Annotated in this window: 16 protein-coding genes; 15 read left to right on the top strand and 1 reads right to left on the bottom strand. The window is 39.8% G+C overall.

The window, feature by feature from the left end; all coding sequences use genetic code 11:
• The first annotated feature begins 251 nt into the window (after positions 1-251).
• The 4 genes from I8T81_RS09575 (at position 252) to I8T81_RS09560 (ending at position 3566) form a co-directional block, all read left to right on the top strand.
• Positions 252-1385: an LLM class flavin-dependent oxidoreductase gene (locus tag I8T81_RS09575; RefSeq protein ID WP_198070979.1), complete on the top strand. Its 1134-nt coding sequence runs from the start codon at positions 252-254 to the stop codon at positions 1383-1385.
• A gap of 190 nt (positions 1386-1575) precedes the next feature.
• Entirely contained in the window at positions 1576-2403 is an 828-nt protein-coding gene (locus I8T81_RS09570) for an energy transducer TonB (RefSeq protein WP_151988184.1), read from the top strand.
• Positions 2404-2427: 24 nt separating this feature from the next.
• Positions 2428-3162 (top strand): MotA/TolQ/ExbB proton channel family protein, encoded by a 735-nt coding sequence (locus I8T81_RS09565; RefSeq protein WP_004701581.1) that lies wholly within the window; start codon positions 2428-2430, stop codon positions 3160-3162.
• Positions 3162-3566, top strand: coding sequence for an ExbD/TolR family protein (locus I8T81_RS09560; RefSeq protein WP_001018517.1), 405 nt, complete (start codon positions 3162-3164; stop codon positions 3564-3566). The genes I8T81_RS09565 and I8T81_RS09560 overlap by 1 nt, the downstream gene beginning before the upstream one ends.
• A 63-nt stretch (positions 3567-3629) precedes the next feature.
• Here the strand turns inward: I8T81_RS09560 and I8T81_RS09555 are convergent, their stop codons facing one another.
• Positions 3630-5213: an ABC transporter substrate-binding protein gene (locus tag I8T81_RS09555; RefSeq protein ID WP_198070978.1), complete on the bottom strand. Its 1584-nt coding sequence runs from the start codon at positions 5211-5213 to the stop codon at positions 3630-3632.
• A 286-nt stretch (positions 5214-5499) separates the two neighbouring features.
• Here I8T81_RS09555 and I8T81_RS09550 point away from each other — a divergent pair, with 286 nt between their 5' ends.
• The 11 genes from I8T81_RS09550 to I8T81_RS09500 all read left to right on the top strand — a co-directional run bounded on the left by I8T81_RS09550 (position 5500) and on the right by I8T81_RS09500 (position 19816).
• On the top strand, positions 5500-8112 hold the full coding sequence (locus I8T81_RS09550; protein ID WP_198070977.1) for a TonB-dependent receptor: 2613 nt from the start codon (positions 5500-5502) through the stop codon (positions 8110-8112).
• 252 nt (positions 8113-8364) lie between these two features.
• A complete protein-coding gene (locus I8T81_RS09545; protein ID WP_338422883.1) occupies positions 8365-10695 on the top strand; it encodes a TonB-dependent receptor in 2331 nt (776 codons plus the stop codon).
• 22 nt (positions 10696-10717) lie between these two features.
• On the top strand, positions 10718-11914 hold the full coding sequence (locus I8T81_RS09540; RefSeq protein ID WP_198070976.1) for an LLM class flavin-dependent oxidoreductase: 1197 nt from the start codon (positions 10718-10720) through the stop codon (positions 11912-11914).
• 318 nt (positions 11915-12232) lie between these two features.
• Complete coding sequence (locus tag I8T81_RS09535; RefSeq protein WP_139309981.1) at positions 12233-13858, top strand: ABC transporter permease; 1626 nt, start codon at positions 12233-12235, stop codon at positions 13856-13858.
• Positions 13859-13867: 9 nt separating this feature from the next.
• Positions 13868-14683: an ABC transporter ATP-binding protein gene (locus I8T81_RS09530; RefSeq protein ID WP_016145290.1), complete on the top strand. Its 816-nt coding sequence runs from the start codon at positions 13868-13870 to the stop codon at positions 14681-14683.
• A gap of 12 nt (positions 14684-14695) precedes the next feature.
• The gene (locus I8T81_RS09525) at positions 14696-15538 is read left to right on the top strand and encodes an energy transducer TonB (RefSeq protein ID WP_198070975.1); all 843 of its coding nucleotides are present in this window, start codon (positions 14696-14698) and stop codon (positions 15536-15538) included.
• A 36-nt stretch (positions 15539-15574) separates the two neighbouring features.
• Complete coding sequence (locus I8T81_RS09520; RefSeq protein WP_191029133.1) at positions 15575-16309, top strand: MotA/TolQ/ExbB proton channel family protein; 735 nt, start codon at positions 15575-15577, stop codon at positions 16307-16309.
• On the top strand, positions 16309-16716 hold the full coding sequence (locus tag I8T81_RS09515) for an ExbD/TolR family protein (protein WP_004925095.1): 408 nt from the start codon (positions 16309-16311) through the stop codon (positions 16714-16716). The genes I8T81_RS09520 and I8T81_RS09515 overlap by 1 nt, the downstream gene beginning before the upstream one ends.
• A gap of 156 nt (positions 16717-16872) precedes the next feature.
• A complete protein-coding gene (locus I8T81_RS09510) occupies positions 16873-17670 on the top strand; it encodes a Crp/Fnr family transcriptional regulator (protein ID WP_086395146.1) in 798 nt (265 codons plus the stop codon).
• Between the two features lie 119 nt (positions 17671-17789).
• Entirely contained in the window at positions 17790-18698 is a 909-nt protein-coding gene (locus tag I8T81_RS09505; RefSeq protein ID WP_198070974.1) for a TauD/TfdA dioxygenase family protein, read from the top strand.
• Between the two features lie 50 nt (positions 18699-18748).
• Positions 18749-19816: an ABC transporter substrate-binding protein gene (locus I8T81_RS09500; protein ID WP_198070973.1), complete on the top strand. Its 1068-nt coding sequence runs from the start codon at positions 18749-18751 to the stop codon at positions 19814-19816.
• The last annotated feature ends 83 nt before the right edge of the window (positions 19817-19899 follow it).

Raw genomic sequence — 19899 nt, 5'->3', positions numbered from 1 at the left:
AAACAAATCAATTAATTATAATTTTTTAGAATTATTATTGAGGTTAAATGCCGCCGTTGTGTTGTGATTGGGACACTCTTTAGCGTTTAACTGTTGAAATATCAACACAGCCTTTAAACTCGATTTTTTAATATTCATATAAAACAGTAGTATAGCTAAAAATTAATTTAAAAAAATATCGGCATGATTTCTGCTCATAAGACTTTTAACGAATTAAATATCGTCAAATCTTTAAATTATCGAGATTCATTATGTCAGTTGAGTTTTTATGGAGAATCCCTGTTCATGGGGATGGTCGTCGAGCACATCAATTACACACACGCGGTGAATGGAATCAATTAACTCCAACAGTCCAATCTCCACAACGTGTTGCACCGCAACATGAAGATCAGTTATTTGCTTACTATGACTATGTCGAGCAAGTGGCGAAAGCAGCCGATATTGTTGGTTTTCATGGTGCACTCATTCCAGCTTTTCCACATACTGAAGAACCATGGGTGTTAGCGTCTGCACTGGCAAGAGAAACTAAAAGACTTCGTTTGCTCATCGCAATTCAGCCTTGGTTTATTCATCCTGCTTATGCAAGTCAAATGGCTGCAAGTTTGCAGCGTTTAAGTCAGGGACGAGTAGAGTGGAATGTGATTTCAGGGGGAGGCGGTGCACAGCAACGCGCATATGGGGACTTTATTGAACATGATCAACGTTATGCACGGACCAATGAATTTTTAGAATTTGTGAAAGGTTATTCGCACCATGCACCTTTCAATTACGATGGAAAGTTTTTCCATGTTGAACAAGGTGGCCTGAAATACCCAATGAATCAATATGACGTTCCACGCTTATGGTTAGCAGGTGCAAGCAATGCAGCTTTACAAGTCGCAGGACGTCACGCAGATATCCATTTAACTTGGGGCGAACCTGTAGACCAACAGAAGAAAGTGATCGAGCAGGCTCAAAATTTCTTTGAGCAGAATTCGCCAGAAAGAAAAGTTAAATTTGGCATGCGTATTGATATTTTAGCGCGACCAACCCAAGAACAAGCCTTCCAAGAGCTTAAACAAATGTATGAAACCATTACTGTCGATAGCAATGCTTTTGAACGAAAAGACACTGAATCTGTAGGAGCAAAGCGCCAGCAAGCCTTAGCACAAGGCAACCGTTTTGAAGACCTATTTATGAGTCCGAATGTGTGGGCGGGAATGTCAAATGTACGAGGTGGCCCAAACTGTATTTTAGTGGGGAGTTATGAGCAAGTCGCAGAACGTTTGCAAGAATATATTGATATTGGGGTGGGACATTTTATTTTAGCAAGTAACCCGCATTTAGAAGAAGCATATCGAGTGGCTGAAGAAGTCTTACCCTTAGTAGGATATAAATTAAAATAATAAACTTAGATCCCTTTGCGATATCAAAGGGATCTTGTTGTTTGAACAGCATAACACTGTCTGAAAACCAACATCTTTTGTATCAATTATTTAAAAAATACAAATTAAATTAATAAAAAATAATAACTTATAGTTTTGGCATGGCTTGTGCAATTTACGACTTAATCTTTTATTTTTAGTTTAAATTTTTATGCGTGATCAAATCTTTAATCCCCATAAGCGGGCTTTGCTCTTTGAGCAATTTGCGACAGTTGCAGCCACAACTGAAATTGCAGATCCGTTTGCACAGCATGATCAAGACGTTATTCAACCTGCTCCAGTGAAGTTGAATAAAGTCTTAATCGCAATTATTGCGGTTGCTTCAGCACATCTTGGAATTTGGTATGTTGCAAAACAATTGCCGACACCAGCTTTAGATATTCATAAACCAGAACCTGTGGTGATTGAAATCGTAAAACCGGTTGAACCACCTAAAGTGATTGAACCCAAAATTCCACCCATTACTGAAAAACCAAAAGTTCCACCTGTGGTGGAAAAACCCAAGCCAATTCCTAAACAAGTGGAACAACCCAAACCTGTCCAAAAAAGTGTGGAGCAACCTAAGCCAGTTGCAAAAGCGGTGGCTGAACCAACTCCACAAAAAGTTGCAGAACCTGTGGTCACAAAAGAAGTAGTCACAGAACCGGTTAAAAAAGTGGCTGAGCCTGTAAAAGCGTCAGATGACAATTTACCTGTGACTGAAGCCAAAGGTTATGCCGGATATCTCAGTAACCCTGCACCTGAATATCCTGAACAAGCTTTAGAACGTGGTTGGGAAGGCTCAGTCATTTTACGGGTCAAAGTATTAGCAAATGGCAGCCCGGATACAGTCAGTGTCAAGCAAAGTAGTGGCAAAAAACTTCTAGACAGTGCTGCCGTAAGAACAGTAAAGCAATGGAAATTTTCACCTGCGCTAAAAGGGAAAACCCCTGTAGAAGGCTGGGTCGATGTTCCAATTCATTATCAATTACCGAAATAAAATTTAAATTAAGAGGATATTTTCATGTCAGATATTAATTCATTGATCCATGACGGCACGATCTGGTTATTAGTTGCTTTCTCAATTGTGACTTGGGTGTTGATTGTGGTTAAAGTGGTCCAGACGCAGCGAGCAACAAAACAAAGTAAGCTTTTTGTAGAAGAGTTTTGGAAAGCAAAAAATTTATCAGATGCAGTAACTAAGTCTGAACTTGGTGAAGGCCCAGCAGCTCGAGTAGCTAACACAGGTTTTCAGACTTTAATTGAAGCAGATGAAAAGACGCATCAAGACTTACAAAACAGTTGGAGCCGTCAGGACTTATTAGAGCGCCATTTAAGTAAACAAGTTCTAACTGAGCGCCGCCAATTAGAAAAAGGTTCGGCTTTACTGGCTTCTATTGGAAATAACGCCCCATTCATTGGTTTGTTCGGTACAGTATTTGGGATTATTCATGCATTACAAGCGATTGCTCATTCAGGTAATGCAAGTATGGATGTCGTTGCGGGACCAATTGGAGAAGCGCTGGTTGCAACGGGTATTGGTATTGCAGTTGCTGTACCTGCGGTGCTTGCCTATAACTACTTTGTGCGTAAAGTAAAAACAATTGGTGCAGATCTTGATGATTTTGCAACGGACTTCGTGAGTCTAAATCAAAAAGCAGGATTCCAGCTACCAACTGCTAAAAAAGGTACGACTGGTAATACGGCGCTTAAAGATAATTCTGCTAAAGAAGTGAAAGAGAAAGGAGTGTTTGCATAATGGCAATTTCTACCTCTCAAGAAGATGATGTCGTCAGTGAAATTAATATTACGCCGCTAGTCGATGTCATGTTGGTCTTACTCATCGTATTCATTGTGACAGCTCCTTTGTTAACAAATACGGTGAAAGTAAACTTACCAAAAGCGGCTCCAACTCAATCGACAGACCAAAACAAAGCTGTAGTGATTAGTGTAAATCCACAAGGTGAAATATTCCTTGATAAAGATAAGGTGACACTTGCGAACTTTGAACAAGAAATAAAGTCACGCAAAAGCAGTAACCCTAAATTAGCATTAAATTTAAATGCTGATGAGACTGTACCGTATGGAACAGTTGCAAAATTATTGGCAAGTATTGAACGTGTAGGTGTAGATAAACTCTCTGTGATTACAGTGCCTAAATAATTAGGCCTCCATAAAAAAAAGCTGCTCCGGCAGCTTTTTTTATGGTGAGTTTACTGATGAGTATTAAGCTTTCCAGAGTTTTTCAAAGCGCCATGTCGGAAAAATTGTATGTTCAGGAGCTAAACCACCAATATTTTTAGCTGCTGCGTCAATCGTATGGCTAAAACCCCAAATGAGCATTCCACCACGTTCATGTTGAATTTTTTGTGCTTGCGCTAAATGGATTTTGCGTTTGGCTAAATCAGGCTCTGCCAGTGCTTTAAAAAATAACTCACTATATTCAGGGTCTTTAAAATTCACACGATTCGTCGTGGAAATTGGGGCATCGTTAACAACGGCCGTCGATAAGTAGGGCGTACCGACATTGGTCGCATTACTCGATAACTGCCACTTACTGCGGTCAGGGCCATTAAACGTTGCAAAATCCACTTGTTTAACTCGAATATTCACATTGGCTTGTTTCGCTTGCTCGGCAAAAATTAATGCAGGTTGAGCGCTACTCAGTGGGGTAACAAGCTCTACATTCAAACCATCTTTAAAACCTGCTTGCGCTAATAGATTTTTTGCCTCGGTAATATTTTGTTGGCGCTGCGGCAAATTGAGAAAGGCAGGGTCTTGCGGTGAATAAAGATCGTTGGCGATTCGACCTTGTCCATTTAAGCCTCGTTGTACCAACTCCTCTCGGTTTGCAATCAAACGAAATGCCTGACGCACTCTAGGGTCATTAAACGGCGCTTGTTGAGTATTAAAGTCAAAACTATTATGCGTATTGGTCGCAGAGCGTATAGTTTGAATGTGTTTTGCTTGCTCCAAAATTTTAATATATTCGGGTGAAATCGCATTTGCGACATCAATTTGTCCAGCCAATAAAGCATTTAATCGAGAGACCTGATCTTTAAAATCAATCACTTCAAAACTATCTGCATAAGGTTTGTCTGCTTTAAAGTAATTATTAAAACGAGTAAAAACAGAACGCTGCCCCGGAATAAACTCTTTGACTTTATATGGACCAGCTCCGACTGGATTATGAATAGGGTCGAAGTCAGTCGGTACAATTCCTCCAAAGTTTACCCAAGTTTCGGGCAGTGCTACAAAACCGGGAATCGTACTAATAAAAGGAATACGAACCGTATATTCATCTAGTTTTTGAATACGATCTCGGTCAATCCACTGCACCAGATTACGAAATGGTGAAGCGAGTTTAGGATCGGTTAGACGTTTCACTGAAAAAATCACATCATCAGCAGTAATGGTTTTACCGTGATGAAACTCTAAGCCTTTGCGTAAACGGATGGTCCATTCACTTGCATTATGATTAGGTTCTGCAAACTCCGCTAAAGCAAGTCGGGGCAGCATATTTTCATCCCATTCCCATAACTTGTTATAAATAGCGAAACCTCGTGTAATACCACTTCCCGATGCTGAAAGATGAGGATCTAGACTGCCTGATTGTTGTCCTCCAATGAGACCCAAGCGTATAACTCCTCCATGCTTAGGCGTTGCTGAGGAGGTAGTTTTTGATTCGTTACTAGTATCTGGAGAGGGGCCACAACCTGATAAACTGCCCATCAAAGAGACGCCACCTAGCACCGTGAGACTTTGTGTTAAAAATTTTCGACGTGATAACTGAAATGTTTGATTTGTCATTATAAATACCTGATTAGATCTTCATCTTCTAAGGTATTGCAGAATAAATGCCAATATTTTTTATATAATTTCAATATATTTATCAAATGCTTATATAATTATTGTCTTTGGTGAGTGTCTCTATTTCAACAGCTTTGTTGAAAAAATAAACATGAATAGAATTGATAAGTAAACACTGATAAATTAAAAACAACTAAATCAAATGGTTAGGATAAATTATTTAGCCCTTTAATGGTTGGCATAGGCTTTGCGTAACGCATTGTAAATTTACTTTACTGAGTGTGATATGAAACAGCCTTTCCAATTAAAACCTTTAGCTATTGCGCTTAGCGTATTAGGGACAACTTTACCGTTATATGTTTTTGCCGAAGAAACGCCACGACAAGCAGGTGATTCTGAAAGTGATGTAATTACTTTGTCAGATGTAGTCGTTACTGGAGCAACCAAGAAAACTACCGTAGTTCCTAAACGCAAAGTTACCTCAATTTATGGAACGGATAGCTCTGTATTGGATACCCCGCGTGTAGTATCCCAAGTATCAGAACAACAATTTAGAGAAGATGTTATTCGCAGTGCGGATGATCTCGTCAAATATGCACCGAGTATTACGCGAGGCGGGGGACAAAATGCTAACTTTGCTCCACAAATTCGCGGACAGAACTCGGAAGTTTTTCAAGATAGCCAACGCATTTACAGTACCCGTCATCCGACCAATCTCAATGCTTATGAAGGAGCCGATATTGTGGCAGGACCTACAGGTGTAATTTTTGCGCCGACTTCAGGTTCTGGCGGGTATATTAACTACCTGACCAAAAAGCCTAATTTTAATAAAGCCGAAACCAATATCTCTGGGACTGTAGGTTCTATTTACTCAGGTAAAGGCGCAGAGCCTAATTTCTCTGTCAGTATTGATCATACAGCCCCGATTTCAAAAGAATTAGCATTTCGCGTGAGTGCAACAGCTCAAAAAACAGATGACTATTATGACAATGTGAAAAATAACTTTAATGCATTTTATGGAGCACTTGCTTGGCGCCCAAATGATCGTTTAAGGGTAGATTGGAATATCAGTTACGATGACTATTACGATTTTAATGTGACGCATGGCTGGAATAGAGCATCGCAACAATCGGTTGATAATGGCCTTTATTACAAAGGTAGAGCTACGCCTATTATTCAAAACGGTTCGACTTTTTGGTCTCCTGTATTTGAATCGGGTGCGGCAAATTCTAAAGTCATTGGTTGGCAAACTCGTCAGAAGAACGATAAAAACCAATATGTTGCTGTTGGTGGAGTTCAGACCACACCGTTACCGAACTCAACTGCTGATCAAGCAGGAACGATTAAAGGTTGGGTCTACGATCCATCAATCCCAGGCAATGAATTGGTCAAGCTAGATGATAATGTTTCAGGGCGTAGTGAAGATAAAAATAGTGCTAAGCGATTTAGCACTCAATTAAAAGTAATTAAAGATTTAAATGAACATTGGTCTATTGCAAACAGTACGCTCTATCAAAATAACAAAGATTTAGGCGACTCTGTTGGAAGTTTCTTTACAGATTTAGATCATGAGTTAATTGATAACCGACTAGAATTTTTAGGTGACTATGATTTTGAAATAGGTGGCGTAAAAATTAATAATAAAAGTAGTACAGGGGGAACATATCGTCATGAGAAGTTTACGTCTTTAGCTGCAAATAATAGCTTTAATATTAATCCTTATGATTTAACCAATGATCCATCGCAGAAGAATCCTGGTGATTTACTGGGGTTAATTAACAATAGTGGTTCAACAGGAGGTTGGATTGGACAAGCCGGAGTACCACAATATTCTCAATATTTTGGTTATTTAAATTTACCGCGCATGTACCCAATTGGAAATGGTTTATATGCAGAAAAAGGTGGCTTTCCACCGAATGGAGGAGGCGCTGTCTATACGGGCTCTGGTTTCTGGGATACGTTGAGTGTGTTCACTCAACAAAACTTTACCTTTAACGATGTATTCGGTATTAACTTAGGCATTAACCATAGTTCTGTAAGAGCAAAACTTGAAAACCCACTTGTTTTAACCCCAACAGATGTCCGTTCGTCGAGTGATAAATATAGTCTATTGAGCTATCAACTGAGTACGTTTATTAAACCTACTGAGAAAAGCACACTCTATTTTACCTATGACAAAAGCACTGCATTAAATACGGGAGTATTTGGGCCTTTCTTGATTTGGGGTGCAGGAAATCAACTCAATCCTTTAGCTTTTGACAGTCAAAGTGAGCTAAAAGAAGTAGGATTTAAATATGAACCTATTACTGACCAGTTATTTTTAACCCTAAGTGGATTTGAACAAAAACGAGATCTATCGCCCGATACGAACGGTAATATGGCTCGCTTTGAAATAAAAGGTATTGAGTCATCATTAAGATGGCAACTCAAAAAAAATATAGCGATTGGGGGCAATTTCACTTATTTAGATGCTGAATACAGCTCTATTATACCTGCTGGTTTTTCACCATTTGGCTTTCATGCGGACAATGCTACGGTTTGGGGGGACAATAACGCTTTAAACCAACGTAAAGCCGGACGTTATGATGCAGCAGGAATTCCCAAGTACTCTGCAAGTGCTTATGTAGATTACCAACATCAGTCTGGTTTTGGGGTCAACCTATCAGGATGGTGGACAAGCTACTGGTACACAAACTTAAGTCAAACCGTGAAAGTACCGAATAACTATAATCTAGATTTAGGTCTTTATTATCGCCAACCACAGTGGACGGTGGGTCTTAACATTCTTAACCTAACCAATGAACGAAATTTTGTGAATGGTTTGGCAGGAGCGAATAGTGAGTTTTTACAACCCATGCGTCCTCTGACTGTACAAGGCCAATTTAGTTATAAATTTTAAAACCAATCAATCATTTCCAAGAATCTTAAAAAGCCATACGCCTGTATGGCTTTATTATTAATACGGGATATAAAACACGTTAAATTGTGAATGTTGAAATAACAACAATAATACCTTTCAGACTGTCTATCTATCAGCAGCATTGAATCTTTTTCATTTTCAATTTTTCATTAAGTATTTGAAATTATTTAAATAAATTAAATGGCATAGAAGTTGCCAATATAAGAATAGATTTATTTAAATGGAGTCACCATGTTTAAGGTTACAAAAATTAGGCAGAGTATTTTAACTGCTATGTGGGGAGTAACGGCGAGTGTTTCGACATTAGCTTTAGCGAACGATGATGCCGATGCAATTCCTGCTGAGCAACAAGCTCAAGTGGTAAATGCTAAAGATGTAAAAAAATTAGGCGATGTCATCGTTACTGCACAATATCGTGCACAAAACATTCAAAAAGTTCCAACTGCCATTACAGCAGTTTCGGGCAAAGATTTGGCGGCAAAAGGCTCAACATTTATTGGCGATGTTTTAACTTATACGCCCAATGCAGCAGCTGAAAACCCAGATGGCGATAGCCGTCCACGTTGGTATATTCGTGGTTTAGGAACTGGCGATGTTGCAGCCTCTACAGTTTTTCCAGTTGGTATTTATGCAGATGGGGTTTATTTAAATGCACCTGTTGCTGGTGCTGGAGATTTATTCGATTTAGAACGTATTGAAGTTCTACGTGGTCCACAAGGCACGCTTTACGGTAAAAACACCACGGCTGGTGCGGTGAATTACATTTCACGAAAACCTGTTTTTTCAGACAAACCGACTGGTTATGGAACAATAGGTATAGGCGACCATAATCTTCGTACTTTTGAAGGTGCTGTGAATGGAGCTATATCAGATAACGTTGCTGTGCGAGGAGCATTCTATTCAGAAGACCGCGATGGGTATGCAAAAAATTTAGCCAATGGTGAAAACTACGGGGATGTAGATAAAAAATCATTTCGCTTCCAGATATTAGGAAAAATTAATGATGATTGGAATGCTTTAGTGAATCTACATAGCCAAACTTATAATGGTCTTGGGAATAATGGCTCTTTAAGTATTGGAAAATACTGGGGTGTTTATGAAAGACCACAAGGCCGAGATACAAATTTAGACTTACCTGAAAGTAATAAAATTCAACACGATGGCGCTTCACTCACCTTAACAGGAGATTTAGGCGGCGGTCATACTTTTACATCCATTACAGCGTTTGATAAAACTACTCAAAAATCTATTTCTGATGGTGACTATACGCCTTACGATGTAGCAAGGAGCTATAGCGATAATGAGTGGCGCCAATATAGCCAAGAGTTTCGTGTTTCTTCTGATGCTGAAAAAAGACTTAGTTGGATCGCAGGTTTTCACTTCTTTAATGAAGACTTAGACTCAACAGGTGTAAGTGCGCGAGTAAATAAAACATTACCGAATGGCGCTCCAGCTCAAACGGCGGGAACACCAGCTTTTAGGGACATTACCTATAATCAAACCACACAAAGTTTTGCCTTGTTTGGTAACAGTACCTATAAATTTACCGATAAATTTAAAGTGACAGGTGGTCTACGTTGGACAAGTGAAGAAAAAGACATTGATCTAGATCTTGTTCAAATTACCTCAGGTGATTACACCAAAGGCAGTTGGTGGCAAAAGGATGGGTATAGCAATGCGGTCTATAACCCAGCGCCGAATGCAAATGGTTCAACAAGTCGTAAAAAAAGATGGAATGAGCTGACCTACGATATTACACCAGAATATGAAATCACTCCTGATATCAACACATACTTCCGTTTTGCTCGAGGTTTCCGTTCAGGCGGTTTTAACACCGGACTTTCAAGTAGCCTGACGCAACTCGCAGATGTTAACCCTGAATATTTAAATAGCTACGAGCTAGGTTTGAAGTCTAGCTTGTTACAAGGCAATTTAACGGCCAATGCCAATATTTTCTATTACGACTACAAAGATATTCAAACAAATTTATTGGTTGCGACAGAAGGACAAGGTGGAGGAGTAACCTCAGTTCTGGCAAATGGACCTAAGGCAGAAGTAAAAGGTGCCGAATTAGAATTAGATTATTTAGCTACCGATAACTTACGCCTACGTTTTGCAGGCGCTTATTTAGACAGCGAATACACCGACTTTGTTGATAAAAACCCAGTAACCAATGTCGTAAATGCTGACAATACAGGTAACAGCTTGGTTCGTTCTCCAAAGTACACCATCGGTTTAGGGGGTGAATATACCTTTAATCTTGATAGTGGAGCACGCGTTATTGTGGGCACAGATGCAAAATATCGTGACCGTGAGTTTTTCTTAGTCAATCGTCAAGATTATTCTGTTGACCCAATCTTGAGTCAAAAAGGGTACACCTTATGGAACGCAAACGTTGGGTATATCAGCGCAAATAATAAATACCAAGTTAATGCTTACGTTAAAAACTTGCTAGACGAAGAATATCAAGTTCATGGGCGACCAAATGGTCCTGCTGGACAATATGTCTTAACCTATGGAAACCCACGTCAAGTTGGTGTTTCTCTCACTGCAAAATTCTAAGCTTTGCTTTACGGAGAAAATAATGGGAATTGAATTTTTTACACGTTTACCACTTCATGGCGAAACAGAATTTTTACCTGGTGATCCACGTAATCGCGGTGATTGGGCCAATATTGAAAATGTTGAAAATACCGGAGCTGTTTCGAACTATGAAGTAGGTGATGACTTTACCTATATTGATTACTTAAGTCAGGTAGCACGGGCAGCAGAAATTAATGGTTTTGCTGGTGCACTCATGGTAAACGCACCAACGGGTGAAGAGCCTTGGACAGTATGTTCATTGCTGGCAAGAGAAACCAAAAAACTTAACTTTGTGACTGCATTTCAGGCTTATCATTTTAGTCCATATAATGCTGTACAAACTGCGGCAACGTATCAGCGTGCAACGGGTAATCGACTAGTTTGGAATATTATTAATGGCGGCTCGGAAGTCATCCAACGTCAAGTAGGCGATGAATTACCTCACGATGAACGTTATGCACGTGCTACAGAATTTCTAGATGTTGTAAAAGGATATTGGAATAATCCTTCATTTCACTATAAAGGGAAGTACTATTCGGCAGAAGGCGGTGGTCTAAAATATCCACTAAATAAAGCAAGTCTTCCCATTATTTGCACAGCAGGTTCTTCGGAAGCTGCTCGTGAGTTTGGAGCAAAACATGCCGACTATTATTTAATGCGAGCTGAAAAACCAGAAGAAATTGCAGCATTGATTGCCGATGTACGTGCTCGTGCAAAAAAGTATGGTCGTGAAAATATAAAATTTGGTCTATCAATCGATACCATTGCTCGCCGTACTGAACAAGAAGCGTTGGCAGAGGCACAGCGCTTTCTCGATGAAGCTGCTGAAAAGCAACGTTTACACGCGGCAGCAGCCCATGCGGGGTTACGCTCAGCACGCGTATTAAGCTTCGAAAAAGAGTATGCCGAAAAAGATGGCAGTAAAAATGTTAGCGACTTTTTTATCCATCCAAATGTTTGGTCAGGATTTGGATATATTGGTGTGCCACCCGGTGTTGCTTTGGTAGGGAGCTACCAACAGATTATTGAGCGTATTGAAGAATACAATAGCATTGGCATAGAGTTATTCTTCCTTGCAGGCTATCCACATCTTGAAGAGTCATACCGTCTTGGTGAACACGTTCTTCCACACTTTAAAAAGCAACGTGCTCGATTACAACCTACGGTAGCTAGCCCAGAGTTTGATATTGCGCTTTAAAGTTTAAATGTTGTTTAAATAAGCCTGATTAGTAAGCTAGTTGGGCTTTTTTAATTTTTGTTCCTTTTACGCGTTTGATCTTTTATGAAAGGTCTATACAAGAATTCTTATCTTTATCTCTTATTTATAAATATAAATATTTTCTGATCTTTGTACCTGTGTAGGCAGTTAAACAAAACATCTCTCTTTACACTCATCCAGAGCATAACACCAAAGATGATCACAACACGTCTCATATTAGATCTGTATGACACGGATAAATGATCATCAGGTATACGTTTAGTTAAACATTCTGAGAAATCTATAACAGCAGAATGTATGGATATATATCGAGATATGAAAGAAATAATTTCGCAAAAAAACTCATCCGGCATTGTCTGGAAAAGTACCAAGAAACCATGGTTCATTTCTGTTGGGTATTTTAACTCGCTTGCGATCTATTGGATTGTACCTCTTTGTTTATTCTTACTGTGGTGGGTAGCGTCAAACGAGCAATGGATGCCTGCCCAAATTTTACCTACTCCAAAAGACACATGGCATTCTTTCGTTGAAATCGCATCTCAAGATCTATGGTCACAGCTTGCGATCAGTCTTGAGCGCTTTGGTCTTGGCCTATTATCAGGTGTGTTAGGCGGCGTATTTCTAGGTGTTTTACTGGGTTATAGCCGCATTGCGGAACAATACCTTTCTGCAACGTTTTATGCGTTGGTCATTATCCCAACATTGGCTTGGTTGCCTTTGCTCATGATCTGGCTCGGCATCGAAAATAGTTTAAAAATTTTCATAATCTTTAAGGCCACAATGGTGCCGATTGCCTTACATACTCAGGCAGGCGTACGTGACATTCAACCCAAACTCAAAGAAATGGCAGCAATTTTACAGTTTAATCGTCTAACCTTGCTCACAAAACTTGTACTGCCAGCCACACTTCCATATTTCTTTACTGGTTTAAGACTAGCTGTTGCAGCAGGCTGGACGAGCTTAATTGCTGTTGAGTTGTTGGCCTCATCGGAAGGCATTGGATATTTGATGGTGACAGGTCGTCAGCTATTTCAGCTTGATATTGTTTTTGTCACGATTTTTGTGATCGCATCTGTAGGAATTATTTTCGATTTTATCCTACATCGCATTGAACGTAAGTTTGTGTTTTGGCCACATGCTGCTTTGAGTGCTCATACTTTTCACAAAAAAAGCCGAACCGATATTTTCAAATCGTGGGTTTTACCTTTGAGTTTAGTGGTGCTTTGGGCAGTGAGCAGTTGGTTTAACTTGATCTCGAGTCAAGTTTTGCCTGCGCCGTGGAAAGTATTAGAGGCACTATGGTCAGGCATTCAAGATTTCTCACTTACTACCGCCATGTATTACAGCCTTTATCGTGCAATTTTGGGTTTGATTATCGGCGGGTTAATTGGGGCTTCTGTAGGCATTGTGGTAGGGCTATTTAAACCTATTGAAAATCTGTTGGCACCTACACTCAACACATTACGTCTCATTGCCATTTTTGCTTGGATTCCGCTACTGACAGCTTGGTTTGGGCTCGAAGATTTATCAAAAATTGTTTTCATTTCAATAGCGACATTTTTTCCAATGTTTATTGCGACTTGGAAAGGCATGTCGAGCATTCCAATGCAGCTTGTTGAAGTCTCAAGCACCTTAAGAATGACATTGCTTCAACGCTTAACGCTTTTAATTTTACCGAGCATTGCACCATCAATGTTTGCTGGATTTCGATTGGCCTTGCTCTATTCGTGGATGGCATCTTTTGGAGCTGAATATTTGATGGGCTCTGGAATTGGCATAGGTAGCTACATGATGGCTGCACAGCAAAACTTTGAAATGGAGCGTGTGATAGCAGCAACCGTTTTGGTCGCTGGTTTAGGGGCGATTCTGGCATGGCTGGGCAAAATAACTGAAAACTACGCAACATCTTGGCGAAAAAATTGAGGTCCGATCATGACAATTACCCTTAATACAAATACTGAAAAACAGCACCAGTCTTTTCAAGCTAATGCTCAAACACGTGTGGCATTTCACCATGTCCACAAGTCTTTTGTCGTTAATCAACAACCTGTCAAAGTTATTCACGATTTTAATCTAGAAATTAAAGAAGGGGAGTTTATTGCGATTGTAGGTAGCAGTGGCTGTGGTAAATCTACGCTCTTACGTCTTTTGGCAGGACTAGATCAAGATTTTGATGGTCGAATTTTAATTGATGGTGCCGATGTAAGCGGGATTGGTGGCGATCGAGCAGTAGTTTTTCAAGAACATCGCTTATTTCCTTGGCTTACCGTTGAGCAAAACATTGAGCTGGGTTTATTAAATGAGGCGTTAACTTCACGTGATAAAGATATTCTGGTCCAGAAAGCAATTGAGTTAATTGGCTTAAATGGCTTTGAAAAGGCGTACCCACACCAACTATCTGGTGGGATGTCTCAACGTGTAGCCATTGCACGTAGTCTTGTTGTGCAGCCTCGTATTTTTCTGTTAGACGAACCGTTTGGTGCTTTGGATGCATTAACACGGCATCAAATGCAAAATGAATTGCTGCGCATTCAATCTCAACAAAAAATGACCACTGTTTTTATTACGCATGATGTGGAAGAGGCTGTAACTCTGGCAGATCGTGTGGTGATTTTAAAACCCAAACCTGGTCGTGTTGAACAGATTATTCCCGTCAACTTGCCGCGTCCTCGAAATCGTTCAAGTTTTGAATTGCATCAATTAAAAGAACAGATTTTTCGGATTTTGACCGAAGACAAAATTGGTTAATAGGAGTTATTGATGAGTGAATTTAGTCAAGGCTCGATTAGAAAAGCATTTTTATTTGAGCAACTATCCAATCAGGTCACCCATACAACGACGGTTAATGATCCTTTTAGCCATAACGTAGATGTTGGAAATGATCCTGCTGAGCCAAAAAAGAATACTTTGGCAATTGCGATTGTCACCGTTGCTGCGGCACATTTGGGAATCTGGTATATCGCCAAACAACTTCCTACACCTCAGCTTGATGTCAAAACACCTGATCCTGTGGTGATAGAGATTGTCAAACCGCCTGAACCACCTAAGGTGATTGAACCTAAAATCCCTCCAGTGGTGCAAAAGCCAAAGATACCGCCTGTTAGCCCAAAGCCTGAGCCTGTACAAAAGCAAATAGAGATACCAAAACCAGTACAGAAACACGTTGAGCAGCCTAAACCTGTTGAACAGCATAAGGCAGTAGAGCAACCAAGGCCTGTAGCGGAACCCTTAAGTAAAAACCTGGTGGCGGCTCCTGTTCAACAACCCGTTTCAAAACCCGCTGAAGCACCTGCGAAAGCTGTTGATGACAATTTGCCAGTTACCGAAGCAAAAGGCTATGCGGGTTATTTGAGTAATCCAGCGCCTGAATATCCTGAACAGGCTCTCGATCGAGGTTGGGAAGGTTCAGTCATCTTGAGAGTAAAAGTCTTGCCAAATGGCAGCCCTGATAGCGTGACAGTCAAACAGAGCAGTGGCAAAAAAATACTCGATAGTGCAGCGGTGAGAACCGTAAAACAATGGAAATTCTCACCCGCTTTAAAAGGGAAGACACCAGTCGAAGGTTGGGTCGATGTTCCTATTCACTATCAGCTCCCAAAATAATTTTTAACTTAATATTGATCTATAAGGAATTTTAACATGAGTGATATAAACTCCCTGATCCACGATGGGACTATCTGGTTATTGGTTGCTTTTTCAGTTGTGACGTGGGGTTTGATTGTCATTAAACTGGTTCAAACCCAAAAAGCTGACCGACAAAGTAAAGCCTTTGCCGAAGAATTCTGGAGTGCCAAAAATCTGCAAGATGCGATTCAAAAATCGGAAGCAGGGCAAGGACCAGTGGCACGTATTGCAAATACTGGTTTTAAAACACTTGCCGATGCAGACGATGATACTCATCAAGATTTACAACATAGCTGGAGTCGTCAAGATTTACTTGAGCGCCATTTACGCAAACAAATTTTGTCAGAACGCCGCCAGTTAGAAAAAGGTTCTGCCTTGCTTGCATCAATTGGTAATAATGCACCTTTCATTGGCCTATTTGGTACAGTCTTTGGGATTATCCATGCTTTACAGGCCATTGCACATTCGGGTAATGCCAGTATGGATGTCGTTGCAGGGCCGATTGGTGAAGCGCTAGTTGCAACAGGCATCGGGATTGCAGTAGCGGTTCCAGCGGTACTGGCATATAACTATTTTGTACGTAAAGTAAAAACTATTGGTGCAGAACTAGATGACTTTGCGACCGATTTTGTCAGCCTAAACCAAAAATCAGGTTTCCAGCTTAAGACAGTCAAGGCGAAAACAACAAATACGAGTACTCCAGCCAGCGAGTTAAGCCATAACCACAATAAAGAAAAGGTATATGCATAATGGCAATTTCAACATCAGAACAAGATGATGTCGTCAGCGAGATCAACATTACCCCTCTAGTGGACGTGATGTTGGTTCTGTTGATTGTGTTTATCGTCACGGCACCCTTACTGACCAATACTGTTAAGGTAAACTTACCCAAAGCGGCACCAACGCAGGTGACAGATCAAACCAAGGCTGTAGTCATTAGTGTTAATCCAAAAGGGGAAATTTATCTGGATAAAGATAAAGTTACTCTTGAACACTTCGAACAGGCCATTCAAACGCGTAAGGCGGCCAATCCTAAACTGGCTCTGAACCTGAATGCAGATGAGACGGTTCCATATGGTACGGTTGCCAAGTTACTGGCCAGCATAGAACGTGTAGGCGTTGATAAACTATCAGTCATTACATCGCCTAAGTCTTAAGTTCTATCAAAATAAACAAGACAAAAGAAAATCAAGATCTAAATTTGAGATCTTGATTTTTATATAATTGTTTAATCTAAATTTATATTAAACTTGAATTTCACGATTAGGTTGTATGGTCTATTTTAGAGCTTCAATTTGATGGTGAGATGGCGAATGACAACACTTGTTTATAACGATAAAAGAAGAAATAACTATGATCATTTTTTAGATTTATTAGATCAAACTCATATCAATCGTTATCAAGATTTCAACATTACCTTTGAATATAAAAAACTGGCTGAACAAATGCTGTCAGAATGTGAATTTATGGACGCATGTTCGCTTGAAGAAAAGCAGAAATTATTTAATGAAATTAAGATAAAACATCTTTATCAAGGGCAAGTGCTATATTCGAGAAATCAAGACTGTCGTGAACTCATCATTGTTTTAAGTGGCGTACTCAAGTTAGGTTGGAATTCATATGATGGGAAATATCTTATTCATCGTTTTATTCCTACAGGCGCACTATTAAATATTGTCTATCTAATTTCTGAATCTGCCTTAGAGCATGAATATGTTGCACACGAAGCAACTGTGATTGCAACCATTCCAGAGCATATCTTTAAGCAAACCATACAGCACAATTCACGCATGCTATATCAGGTTTTAAAATTGGTATGCCAGAGAACACGGCTTTTAGACAATGATATCTATCACACCTCTACGCAGCCTTTAAAGGTACAAATTGCGCGACAGCTCATCTATTTAATCGAATTTTTTTCGACTCAAACTCAAAAAGGCATTGAGGTTTTGTTAAAACTCTCACAAGAAAATTTAGCTGAACTTTTAAAAATATCGAGACAAAGTATCAGAAAGGAAATTCAGTGGTTTGTTGAAGAAGGCATTATAGAAACAAAATACAATCATATCTCTGTAAAAGACATCGACAAATTAAAAGCCTTACTGCACTAAAGAGATTATGACGAATTATGAATAATTTTTCATAAATGCAGAAATGCTATGTAATTTTTGTTGCAGAATTTAAAGGGGGTAATTTCTAAACTCATATCATCAATGACGAGAACGATGATATGGCAGATTTATTAATAAGAAAACCAGTGAGTGAGTTAATCGATGTGATCCCTTTAACAGGTCGTATCGGTGCGCAAATCAATGGTGTTGAATTATCTTCAACCCTTAACCCTGAGGTTTTGAATCAAATTAGGCAGTCTTTGCTTGAACATAAAGTTATTTTTTTCCGTAATCAGGAACATTTAACCGATCAAGAGCAAGAAAAGTTTGCCGAATTGCTTGGGCAACCTATTTCTCATCCTACTGTTCCAGTGGCAGAGGGTTCGACTTATATATTTGAACTTGATTCCCGTCATGACGGTCGTGCAGACGTTTGGCATACCGATGTCACCTTTGTATCAAATTATCCAAAAATCAGCATTCTAAGAGCGGTAACTACGCCCAATCGAGGGGGCGATACCACATGGGCAAATACAGAAGCAGCCTATGATGAATTGCCTGAGCCGCTAAAGCTCCTTGCCAATCAGCTCCGTGCAATTCACACCAATGATTTTGATTATGGTGGTTTTCGGCCTTCCGCAAGTGATGAAGTCGTAAAACGTCATCAAAAAATCTTTGCTTCAACGGTCTATGAGGCGGAACACCCATTAGTCAGAGTACACCCAGAAACAGGCAAGCGAACTTTAATTTTAGGCCAATTTTTTAAACGATTTGTGGGTCTGACTGCTAAAGAGTCCAACAAGCTGTTTGAAATTTTTCAAGATCGTATTACCAAACCAGAAAACACAATTCGCTGGACGTGGAAGGACGGAGATGTCGCTATTTGGGATAACCGTGCCACTCAGCATTTAGCCGTCAATGATTATGGTAATGCCTTGCGTATTATGCGACGCGTTACGTTGGCAGGCGATGTTCCTGTTGATATCGATGGTAAAGCGAGTAAGCAAATTAAGCCATCTACGTCTTAAGCGTCTAAGCAATACGACGCTGATTTATCAATAAAAATGTGGAAGATATAATGAAACCATCAATTTTTAAAAAATTGATCTTGCTGAGCTTATTGGCTTTTGGACATGCCAGTTATGCTGAAAGCCTTAAAACAATTCGAATTGGCTCTCCCGATTTGACTGCTGGTCAGAAAAACGCGGGTGGTGGAGTTGTTGATGTGCTTTACAACAAAAAATGGCTTGAGCAAGAACTTGCAAAAAAAAATGTCAAAGTGGAATGGCACTTCTTTAAAGGTGCTGGGCCAGCCATTAATGAAGCATTGGCCAACAATCAACTGGATTTCGCCTTTTTAGGAGATTTACCTCCAATCATTGGTAAAGCCAATGGATTAGATACCCAATTACTTGTTCCAACGGCGCGTGGCATCACCAATTATTTGGCAGTAAGATCTGATCTTCCGATCAAAAACTTTGCTGAATTAAAAGGAAAACGCGTTGGTTTGTTAAGAGGGACAGCAGATGAATTGTCATTTGTGAGTGCATTGAACAGCCAAGGTTTAAAGCTCAGCGATGTGCGAGTGGTCAATTTAGACTTTAACGCCGTCAACGCTGCTTTGGCCGCAAAAAAAATTGATGCTTCATGGGGACCTTCTCGATTTTTTGCGTTACGAGACAAACACATCGTTAACTTGCCTATCAGTAGTCGTCAGTTAAATGGGGCAGGATCTACTCAAGGTGTGTTTTTAGGTCGTCAATCGTTTATTCGACAACATCCAAATGAAACACAACAGGTTGTGACTCAGGTTGTAAAAGGACTGAACTGGCTCTCAAATGAGCAAAATCGAGTACCACAAGTCGCACTCTTTTTTACCCAATCTGGCTATCCGGCATCTATCTATGCTCAGGAACTTAATGGTGTAAATCTGAAGTTTTTATATTCACCGTTATTTGATGGCTATTACACCCAACAATTGCAGCAAAAAATCACTTTGGCTACGCAACAAGGGTTGATACGCAAAAATATTGACGTCAAAAGCTGGATTAATCCGTCATTTGTAAATCAAGCACTTGAACAATCAAATTTAAAGACTTACTGGAAGCCAACTCAGCAGTACGAATATCTGAAATCAGTGAAATAAGCACCGTCTTTTAAAACTTAATTATGGGGTAAATAATGTCGATACATTCGAAAAATGTAGCGCGTGATCCGTTCACGTCAGCA

The organism is Acinetobacter seifertii (assembly GCF_016064815.1).
GTDB lineage: Bacteria > Pseudomonadota > Gammaproteobacteria > Pseudomonadales > Moraxellaceae > Acinetobacter > Acinetobacter seifertii.
The sequence above is the reverse complement of the archived record's forward strand: the minus strand, read 5'-3'. Positions and strand labels throughout refer to the sequence as shown.

Excerpts from the sequence above, each read along its gene's own strand:
- I8T81_RS09575 (WP_198070979.1), top strand. The coding sequence starts at position 252 with ATGTCAGTTGAGTTTTTATGGAGAATCCCTGTTCATGGGGATGGTCGT.
- I8T81_RS09570 (WP_151988184.1), top strand. The coding sequence starts at position 1,576 with ATGCGTGATCAAATCTTTAATCCCCATAAGCGGGCTTTGCTCTTTGAG.
- I8T81_RS09565 (WP_004701581.1), top strand. The coding sequence starts at position 2,428 with ATGTCAGATATTAATTCATTGATCCATGACGGCACGATCTGGTTATTA.
- I8T81_RS09560 (WP_001018517.1), top strand. The coding sequence starts at position 3,162 with ATGGCAATTTCTACCTCTCAAGAAGATGATGTCGTCAGTGAAATTAAT.
- I8T81_RS09555 (WP_198070978.1), bottom strand. The coding sequence starts at position 5,213 with ATGACAAATCAAACATTTCAGTTATCACGTCGAAAATTTTTAACACAA.
- I8T81_RS09550 (WP_198070977.1), top strand. The coding sequence starts at position 5,500 with ATGAAACAGCCTTTCCAATTAAAACCTTTAGCTATTGCGCTTAGCGTA.
- I8T81_RS09545 (WP_338422883.1), top strand. The coding sequence starts at position 8,365 with ATGTTTAAGGTTACAAAAATTAGGCAGAGTATTTTAACTGCTATGTGG.
- I8T81_RS09540 (WP_198070976.1), top strand. The coding sequence starts at position 10,718 with ATGGGAATTGAATTTTTTACACGTTTACCACTTCATGGCGAAACAGAA.
- I8T81_RS09535 (WP_139309981.1), top strand. The coding sequence starts at position 12,233 with ATGGATATATATCGAGATATGAAAGAAATAATTTCGCAAAAAAACTCA.
- I8T81_RS09530 (WP_016145290.1), top strand. The coding sequence starts at position 13,868 with ATGACAATTACCCTTAATACAAATACTGAAAAACAGCACCAGTCTTTT.
- I8T81_RS09525 (WP_198070975.1), top strand. The coding sequence starts at position 14,696 with ATGAGTGAATTTAGTCAAGGCTCGATTAGAAAAGCATTTTTATTTGAG.
- I8T81_RS09520 (WP_191029133.1), top strand. The coding sequence starts at position 15,575 with ATGAGTGATATAAACTCCCTGATCCACGATGGGACTATCTGGTTATTG.
- I8T81_RS09515 (WP_004925095.1), top strand. The coding sequence starts at position 16,309 with ATGGCAATTTCAACATCAGAACAAGATGATGTCGTCAGCGAGATCAAC.
- I8T81_RS09510 (WP_086395146.1), top strand. The coding sequence starts at position 16,873 with ATGACAACACTTGTTTATAACGATAAAAGAAGAAATAACTATGATCAT.
- I8T81_RS09505 (WP_198070974.1), top strand. The coding sequence starts at position 17,790 with ATGGCAGATTTATTAATAAGAAAACCAGTGAGTGAGTTAATCGATGTG.
- I8T81_RS09500 (WP_198070973.1), top strand. The coding sequence starts at position 18,749 with ATGAAACCATCAATTTTTAAAAAATTGATCTTGCTGAGCTTATTGGCT.